The sequence below is a fragment of the Streptomyces sp. ISL-66 genome, from assembly GCF_018614135.1.
Taxonomy (GTDB): domain Bacteria; phylum Actinomycetota; class Actinomycetes; order Streptomycetales; family Streptomycetaceae; genus Streptomyces.
The window spans coordinates 50112-58556 of sequence record NZ_JAGGOW010000074.1; the positions used below are offsets into that span (position 1 = coordinate 50112).

Here is an 8445-nt window from a genome sequence, read left to right on the forward strand (position 1 = left end):
CCGCCGCCCCCGCCGCCCCTTGCTAGGGCTCCACCCCCCGCACCGTCACCCCCTCCACCGGCTCACCGGCCTCGTCCTGCACCACCACCGCCCCGCCGATCCACCGCACCGTGTACCGCTCCACCTCGCCCGGCCCGAAGCCCGGCCCCGGATCGCGGATCACCAGCCCGCCGCCCGTACGCCCGCGCGCGGGAGCCCACGCCTCCAGGGCCACCGATCCGTCCGCGCCCCGTACCGGCAGCAGCGCGCCCGCCCGTGCCAGTACCGGGATCCGGCCGACCGGCGCGTCCAGCAGCACCTGGCCGGGCCCCTCGTACGCCGTGCCCGTCGCCGTGTCGTACCACCGGCCGCGCGGCAGCCGCACCGCCCGCCGGTCCGACCCGCACTCCAGCACCGGAGCCACCAGCAGCGCGTCACCCAGCAGGAACGCGTCCTCGCAGTCCCGCAGCGCCCGGTCCTCCGGCGCCTCCCACCACAGCGGCCGCACGTACGGGGCCCCGGTCCGCCGGGCAAGGTGGGACAGGGTCACGAAGTACGGGCGCAGCCGCTCCCGTTCGGCCAGGACGGCCCGCGCACCCTCCTCCACCTCCGCCCCGAACTCCCAGGGCTCCCGCCGCCCGGCCCCGATCGCCGCGTGCGTCCGGAACAGCGGCAGGTACGAGCCCAGCTGGAGCCACCGCAGATACAGCTCCGGAGAGGGCGACCCCCAAAAACCGCCGATGTCGGGCCCCGAGTACGGCACCCCGCACAGGCCGAGCCCCAGCACCAGCGCCAGAGAGGCCCGCAGCCCGTCCCAGGTGCTCTCCACGTCCCCCGACCACGTGCCCCCGTACCGCTGCATCCCCGCCCACCCCGACCGGGAGAACAGGAACGGCCGCTCGTCCGGGCGTAGCCGTACGAGGCCCTCCCAGCCCGCCCGTGCCATCGTCAGCCCGTACACGTTGTGCGCGGCCCGGTGGTCCCCGCCGGCCCCGTCCAGTACGTGGCGCGCCGAGCGGGGGAGCGTCCGGTCCCCGAACGCGGCGAAGGAGACCGGCTCGTTCATGTCGTGCCAGACCCCGGCGAAGCCCTGCGCGAGGCGTTCCTCGTACAGCCCGCCCCACCACTCCCGCACGGCCGGATCGGTGAAGTCCGGGTACGCGCACTCGCCCGGCCACACCTCGCCCCGGACCTCCCGCCCCGCCGCGTCCCGTACGAAGGCCCCGTGCCGGCCGACCGCGAGCCCCGAGGCGTGGACCGCGTCGCCCGCCTTCACCGCCGGGTCGACGATCGAGACCAGGCGCACCCCGTCCGCCACCAACTCGCCCGCCAGCCCCGGAAGATCGGGGAACCGCTCCCGGTCCACCGTGAAGACCCGGTGCCCGTCGTAGTGGTCGATGTCCAGGTGGAGGGCGGAGAGCGGCAGATCCCGCCGCGCATAACCGGCCACGATCCGGCGGACCTCCGCCGCGCTCCCGAACCCCCACCGCGCGTGCTGGTACCCGAGCGCCCACTCCGGGGGCACGGCCGCCCCGCCCGTCAGCCCCGACCAGCCCCGCAGCACCCGGGCCGGCGGCCCCACCAGCACCCAGCACCGCAGCGGGCCGCCCTCCATGCGCAGCTCGCAGGTCCCCGGCCGGTCCGCCCCCGAGCCGGCGCCCTCCTCGCCCTCGCTCAACACCACCCGCCCGTCCCAGGTGTTGTCGTGGAACACCAGGTGGGTCCCCGCGTCCGCCACGACCAACTGGACCGGCATGGTGATGTACAGCGGGTCGTCGCCCGGCCCGAACCCGTGCTGGGGATCGGTGTTCCACAGCCGGTACGAGCCGTCCCTCAGCCGGGGCCCCGCCGCCCGCCCGCCGAGCCCGAAGACCCGTGCGTCGGCCGGGACCTGGCTGCGCAGCAGCCACCGGGCCCCGTGGGCCCCCACCGCCGTGTCTCGGGAACCGGCCGCCGGGTCTCGGGATCCGGCCGCGCCGTCCGCCGGAGCCTGCGCACCCGTGGGCGATCGCGCCGGCTCCCACCAGCGCGGCGGCAGGTCCCGCCGCAGCACGGTCCCGCCCGGGGTGCGCACCTCCACCGCCCCGTGCCGGGACACCGCGACCGTCACCCGCTCCGACACCACCCGCCAACCGCCCTCGGTGTCCGGTTCCAGCTCGGCGCGCGGATCGGGCTCCGGCCCGCTGCCCACCACCGCGTACGAGGGCGTGGGCGCGGCCCCGTCCCAGCCCCAGAACACCGCCCCGCCCGTGGTGACCCGTACCAGCAGTTCCGAACGGGTGAACCGCAGTACACCCCCGCCCGGCCGGGGCTCCGTACCGGTCAGCAGCCCCGGCACCCGCGCCCGCTCCGCGCCCCGGGGCGTGAGCCCCGCCGCGTCCACGCGCCGGTTGCGCCAGGCGGAGCGCCAGGCACGCCGTCCCCGCTCGCTGCCGAGGTCCTTCAGCACATGCACCAGTTCAGAGCCGTCCATGGCCCCCACCCTCCCACCGCCACCTGGCCCAGCAGGCGGCGTTCAACTACCGTTCACTCTCAAAAGGATCACAGCCGGCCGCCGATGACCGCTCTGGTGCGGATGTCGATCACATGGCATCGTCCCTGTGAGCCCCCGCGCGCACACCCCCCGCGCGGTGGCACCGTACGGACACCGCACCGTACGGACACACGACCCACCCATACGACACGCCCACGAAGCGCGAGCCGCAGACGTGACCGGGAGCCGACCCATGACCGCAGCCACCCCGCCCGAGCCCCTCTGGTCCCCGGGCCCCGACCGGATCGCCGCGGCCCGGATCACCGCCTTCCAGGCCTGGGCCGCAGAACACCACGGCGCCCCCGCCGACGGCGGCTACCCGGCCCTGCACAGCTGGTCCGTCGACGCGCTCGACACCTTCTGGCAGGCCGTCGCCGAGTGGTTCGACGTCCGCTTCACCACCCCCTACGCATCCGTCCTCGCCGACCGGTCCATGCCGGGCGCACGCTGGTTCCCCGGCGCCACCCTCAACTACGCCGAGCACGCCCTGCGCGCCGGCGAGGACCCGGCGCGCGCCGCCGACGCCGCGCTGCTCCACGTCGACGAGACCCACGAGCCCACCTCCGTCACCTGGGCCGAGCTCCGCCGCCAGGTCGGCGCGCTCGCCGCCGAACTGCGCGCCCTCGGCGTGCGCCCCGGCGACCTGGTCAGCGGCTACCTCCCCAACATCCCCGAGGCCGTCACCGCGCTCCTCGCCACCGCCGCCGTCGGCGGGGTCTGGACCTCCTGCGCCCCCGACTTCGGCGCCCGCAGCGTCCTGGACCGCTTCCAGCAGGTCGAACCCGTCGTCCTCTTCACCGTCGACGGCTATCGCTACGGAGGCAAGGAGCACGACCGCCGCGACACCGTCGCCGAGCTGCGCGCCGAACTGCCCTCGCTGCGCGCCGTCGTCCACATCCCGCTCCTGGGCACGCCGGCCCCCGAGGGGGCCCTGGACTGGTCCGCCCTCACCTCGGGCGACACCGAGCCCGTCTTCGAGCCGGTCCCCTTCGATCACCCGCTGTGGGTCCTCTACTCCTCCGGGACCACCGGCCTGCCCAAGGCGATCGTCCAGTCCCAGGGAGGCATCCTCCTGGAGCACCTCAAGCAGATCGGCCTCCACTGCGACCTCGGTCCCGGGGACCGGTTCTTCTGGTACACCTCCACCGGCTGGATGATGTGGAACTTCCTCGTCTCCGGCCTGCTCACCGGCACGACGGTCGTCCTCTACGACGGCAGCCCGGGCTACCCCGACACCGGTGCCCAATGGCGCATCGCCGAGCGCACCAAGGCCACCCTCTACGGGACCTCCGCCGCCTACGTGATGGCCTGCCGCAAGGCGGAAGTCCATCCCGCCCGCGACTTCGACCTCTCCGCCGTCAAGTGCGTGGCCACCACCGGCTCCCCGCTGCCGCCCGACGGCTTCCGCTGGCTGCACGACGAGGTGGCCGAAGACCTGTGGATCGCCTCCGTCAGCGGCGGCACCGACGTCTGCAGCTGCTTCGCCGGAGCCGTCCCCACCCTCCCGGTCCACATCGGCGAGCTCCAGGCCGCCTGCCTGGGCACCGACCTCCAGGCCTGGGACCCGTCCGGGAAGCCCGTCATCGGCGAGGTGGGCGAGCTCGTGGTCACCAATCCCATGCCCTCCATGCCGATCCGCTTCTGGAACGATCCCGACGGCAGCCGCTACCGCGAGAGCTACTTCGAGATGTTCCCCGGCGCCTGGCGCCACGGTGACTGGATCACGATCACCGACCACGGCTCCGTCGTCATCCACGGCCGGTCCGACTCCACCCTGAACCGCCAGGGCGTCCGGATGGGTTCCGCCGACATCTACGAGGCCGTCGAGCGGCTCCCGGAGATCAAGGAGTCCCTGGTCATCGGCCTGGAAGAGCCGAACGGCGGCTACTGGATGCCGCTCTTCGTCCACCTCGCGCCCGGGGCCGTCCTGGACGACGGCCTCCGCGCCCGGATCAAGGCGACGATCCGCGAGGAGCTCTCCCCGCGCCACGTCCCCGACGAGATCATCGAGGTCCCGGGAGTCCCGCACACCCTCACCGGCAAGCGCATCGAGGTTCCGGTCAAGCGCCTCCTCCAGGGTGCCCCCATGGCCAAGGCCGTCAACGCCGGCTCGGTCGACAACATCGACCTCCTGCGCTTCTACGAGGAGCTCGCCCGCACCCGGGGCTGACCGGCCCCAGGCCCGTTGTCAGTGGCGGTGATTACTCTCTGTGAGCAAGTGATTGCACACTCAGGGGGAACCGATGCCACGCTCAGACGACAACCGGACCGGAACCACGGCGGGACGACCCGCCCGCACCAGCAGGCGCCGCACGCTGCGCCGCGAAGCCCCCAGCACCGTCGGCCTCCTGGCCGACGCCGGGGACTTCGCGGCCATGCGCCGGTACCGCAGCTTCACCTTCGACGACCACCGCGACTACCTCCACCACGTCGACGGCCTGCTCCGCTCCCTCGCGGCCCAGGGCATCCACACCACCGTCGCGCTCTTCGACCCCGAGGAGTACGCCGAGTACTGTGCCGAGCGCGGGATCGATCCGGACACCCCGCAGGGCCGCACCCGTTTCACCGCCGAGCTGGCCGGGACCAGCACCGTGCTCCCGTACACCGGCCGCCCCGTCGACGAGCTGGCCCCGCTCCTCCTCGACGAGGCCGTCCGGCAGGCCACCTGGGAGTACGCGGCCACGCTCCTGGCCGCAGTGGGCAACTGCGCCGACTGCGGGGAGGACATCGGAACGGCCTCCCTCCAGCGCGCCGCCGACGTCCTCGACCGCCTCGTGGCCCGGGCCGGCCCGGGCCACCACCACCTGGTGTGCAGCGTCCCGACCGAAGACGAACAGCTCGTGGCCGCCCTCCACGCGGAGACCCGGGCGGACGGCCCCTGGCGGGTCGGGGGCCGCGAAAGCCTCGACTTCGTCACCGTCCTCGCCGCCGGCCTGGCCCTCGGCGGACCCGGGGGACTGGTCCTGCGCAGCAGCACCGAAGGGCCGGGCCCCCGGGACCGGGTCCACGGCTGGCGCCTCGACCGCGGCCGCCTCGTACCGCTCTCCGCGGCGGCCGTCTTCAACGCCTACTGCACCGACGCCGACACCGGCGAGCCCGTGGCCCCCGAGTCCGGCGTCGAATACTGCCCGGGATACGAGGTGGACGAACCGGGCCCGCCCCACTGACCCGAACCGACCCGGACGGGTGTGGACCCGTCTTCCGGAAACGGCCGAGGGGCCCTCGCCACAGGCGAAGGCCCCTCGACTCGACATCAACCCCTCCGGGGCCGGCCGGCTACTCGCCGGACAGCACCGCCTGGGCGGCCACACGGGCCTCCTCCGCGGTGTCCGTGGCACGCGCGGCGGCCGCCGCGCGCTCGCACTGCGCGAGGGTGTGCTTCGCGAGCGTCGCCCGCACGTACGGAATCGAAGCGGCACCCATCGAAAGAGAGGTGACACCCAGCCCGGTCAGCACACAGGCGAGCAGCGGGTCGGAGGCGGCTTCGCCGCAGACACCACAGCTCTTGCCCTCGGCCTTGGCGGCTTCGGCCGACATGGCGATCAGGTCGAGCAGCGCGGGCTGCCACGGGTCCTGCAGTCGCGACACGGCGCCGACCTGGCGGTCGGCAGCGAAGGCGTACTGCGCCAGGTCGTTGGTGCCCAGCGACAGGAACTCGACCTCCTGCAGGATCGAGCGCGCCCGGAGCGCGGCGGAGGGGATCTCCACCATCGCTCCGAACTTCGCTTGCAGACCGGCCTCGCGGCACGCGTCCGCGAACGCCTTGGCGTCGGTCCGGTCGGCCACCATCGGAGCCATGACCTCGAGGTAGACCGGCAGCCCCGCGGCGGCCTTGGCCAGCGAGGTCAGCTGCGTGCGCAGCACGTCCGGGTGGTCGAGCAGCGAGCGCAGTCCACGGACGCCCAGAGCCGGGTTCGGCTCGTCGGCCGGGGTCAGGAAGTCCAGCGGCTTGTCGGCGCCGGCGTCCAGGACGCGGACGACGACACGCCCCTCGGGGAAGGCTTCGAGGACCTTGCGGTACGACTCGACCTGCTTCTCCTCGGTCGGAGCCTTCTTGCTGTCGTCCAGGAACAGGAACTCGGTGCGGAACAGCCCCACACCCTCCGCCCCCGCCTCGACGGCCGCCGGCACGTCGGCCGGACCGCCGATGTTGGCCAGCAGCGGCACCTTGTGACCGTCGGACGTCGCGCCCGGACCGGACGACGCGGACAGAGCGGCCTTCCGCTCGGCGGCCGCGGCCGCCAGCTCGGCCCGCTTCTCCGGGGACGGGTCCACGAACAGGTCGCCCGTGCTGCCGTCGACCGCGATGAGGGTGCCCTCGGCGATCTCGCCGGCACCTGGCAGCGCCACGATGGCCGGCACGCCCAGCGCCCGCGCGAGGATCGCGCTGTGGCTGGTCGGGCCGCCTTCCTCGGTCACGAAACCGAGGACGAGCGCCGGGTCGAGCAGCGCCGTGTCAGCGGGCGCGAGGTCCCGCGCGATCAGGACGTACGGTTCGTCGCTGTCCGGCACGCCGGGCATCGGCACGCCGAGCAGGCGCGCCACGATGCGGTTGCGCACGTCGTCCAGGTCGGCCACGCGGCCGGCCATGTACTCGCCGGCGCCCGCCAGCAGGTCGCGGTAGGAGGCGAAGGCGTCGTACACGCCGCGCTCGGCGGTGCTGCCGACGGCGATCCGCCGGTTGACGTCCGCCATCAGCTCGGGGTCCGTGGCGATCATCGCCTGGGCCTCGAGCACGTGCTGGGCCTCGCCACCGGCTAGTTGGCCGCGCGCGATCAGGTCGGCCGACACGGCTTCCACGGCTTGACGGGCGCGCCCCTGTTCGCGCTCCGCCTCGTCCGCGGTGATCTGCTTCGCCGGCGGCTCGAGAACCGCCGTACCCATGTGCCGGACCTCGCCGATCGCCACACCGTGGCTCACGCCGACGCCTCGCAGCGTTGTCTCCATTACACCCGTCTCCGATTGAGCGGCGGGTCCACCCGCCGCGTTGGATGTCCAGTTCGCCCGAGCAGGCGGATTCGTCACTGCCAGCCGAAGAGGGCGTCGCCGGCCTTCAAGGCTCCGGCCTCTACGACGTTGGTGAGGGCGTCGGCAGTCGCTTCCAGTGCCACGACGGGGCAGATGGGGGACTTGCCGGCGGCCTCGACCGCAGCGGGGTTCCAACGGATGACGGCCTGGCCGCGGGTCACGGTGTCGCCCTTGTTGACGAGCAGCTCGAAGCCCTCGCCGTTGAGCTGAACGGTGTCGATGCCGAGGTGCGTGAGCACACCGTGGCCTTCGCCGTCCACGACGACGTACGCGTGCGGGTGCAAGGAGACGACTACACCGTCTACGGGAGACACGGCCTCGGCAGGCTCGCGTACGGGATCAATGGCGGTACCCGGTCCCACCATCGCGCCGGAGAACACCGGATCGGGCACTGCCGCGAGTCCGATGGCGGTCCCGGCGAGTGGGGACGTCACGCTGGTCATGGGGGCCTCCCAGGGGTGGGGCTTCTTCGTGTCGCCGTCACAAGCTGTCCTGGACGGCGTACTTTGAGCAGGGTAAGTCATGAGACGCCCCGGTTCCGTCCGAAGTGCCCCTCCTGAGAGAGGTGCTGACGGAGGTCCCGAGCTGATCGGATGACAACCTAGTGGACTAGACCATACGCCTGAACCGATTTGCTTGGGCACTGGCAGACCTGTACTGTCGTGACTCCTGCCAGGAAGCCCCGCGTGAACATTTCGCGAACGGCTGATGGACGGGCACCCTCCTCTTTCATTACTGATCTTGATCTCGACTCTCTTCGCATGCCTATTCGGCAAAACGGAGAATGGTCAGCGAGACGGAAAAGGACTGATAGAGTCGGACTCGCCGGAAAGGGAAAACGCGAAAGCGAATGACCTGGAAGGCGAAAAACAAGCGGGACTGACTCTGATAGAGTCGGAAACGCA

General features: G+C 72.8%; 5 protein-coding genes. 2 read left to right on the forward strand and 3 right to left on the reverse strand.

Annotation, left to right across the window (positions count from 1 at the left end):
* Positions 1–22: 22 nt before the first annotated feature.
* Positions 23–2452 (reverse strand): glycoside hydrolase family 31 protein, encoded by a 2430-nt coding sequence (locus J7E97_RS15550; RefSeq protein ID WP_215027399.1) that lies wholly within the window; start codon positions 2450–2452, stop codon positions 23–25.
* Positions 2453–2705: 253 nt separating this feature from the next.
* Here J7E97_RS15550 and J7E97_RS15555 point away from each other — a divergent pair, with 253 nt between their 5' ends.
* Positions 2706–4682: an acetoacetate--CoA ligase gene (locus tag J7E97_RS15555; RefSeq protein ID WP_215027401.1), complete on the forward strand. Its 1977-nt coding sequence runs from the start codon at positions 2706–2708 to the stop codon at positions 4680–4682.
* A 73-nt stretch (positions 4683–4755) separates the two neighbouring features.
* Complete coding sequence (locus J7E97_RS15560) at positions 4756–5679, forward strand: hypothetical protein (protein ID WP_215027403.1); 924 nt, start codon at positions 4756–4758, stop codon at positions 5677–5679.
* 109 nt (positions 5680–5788) lie between these two features.
* Here J7E97_RS15560 and ptsP read toward each other — a convergent pair whose 3' ends face one another.
* Both ptsP and J7E97_RS15570 read right to left on the reverse strand, forming a co-directional pair.
* A complete protein-coding gene (gene ptsP / locus J7E97_RS15565; RefSeq protein ID WP_215027405.1) occupies positions 5789–7459 on the reverse strand; it encodes a phosphoenolpyruvate--protein phosphotransferase in 1671 nt (556 codons plus the stop codon).
* A 74-nt stretch (positions 7460–7533) separates the two neighbouring features.
* Complete coding sequence (locus J7E97_RS15570) at positions 7534–7983, reverse strand: PTS glucose transporter subunit IIA (RefSeq protein WP_215027407.1); 450 nt, start codon at positions 7981–7983, stop codon at positions 7534–7536.
* Between the last annotated feature and the right edge of the window lie 462 nt (positions 7984–8445).

Bases quoted from the DNA above. Each gene is read 5' to 3' on its own strand.
- J7E97_RS15555 (WP_215027401.1), top strand. From the start codon at position 2,706: ATGACCGCAGCCACCCCGCCCGAGCCCCTCTGGTCCCCGGGCCCCGAC.
- ptsP (WP_215027405.1), bottom strand. From the start codon at position 7,459: ATGGAGACAACGCTGCGAGGCGTCGGCGTGAGCCACGGTGTGGCGATC.
- J7E97_RS15560 (WP_215027403.1), top strand. From the start codon at position 4,756: ATGCCACGCTCAGACGACAACCGGACCGGAACCACGGCGGGACGACCC.
- J7E97_RS15550 (WP_215027399.1), bottom strand. From the start codon at position 2,452: ATGGACGGCTCTGAACTGGTGCATGTGCTGAAGGACCTCGGCAGCGAG.
- J7E97_RS15570 (WP_215027407.1), bottom strand. From the start codon at position 7,983: ATGACCAGCGTGACGTCCCCACTCGCCGGGACCGCCATCGGACTCGCG.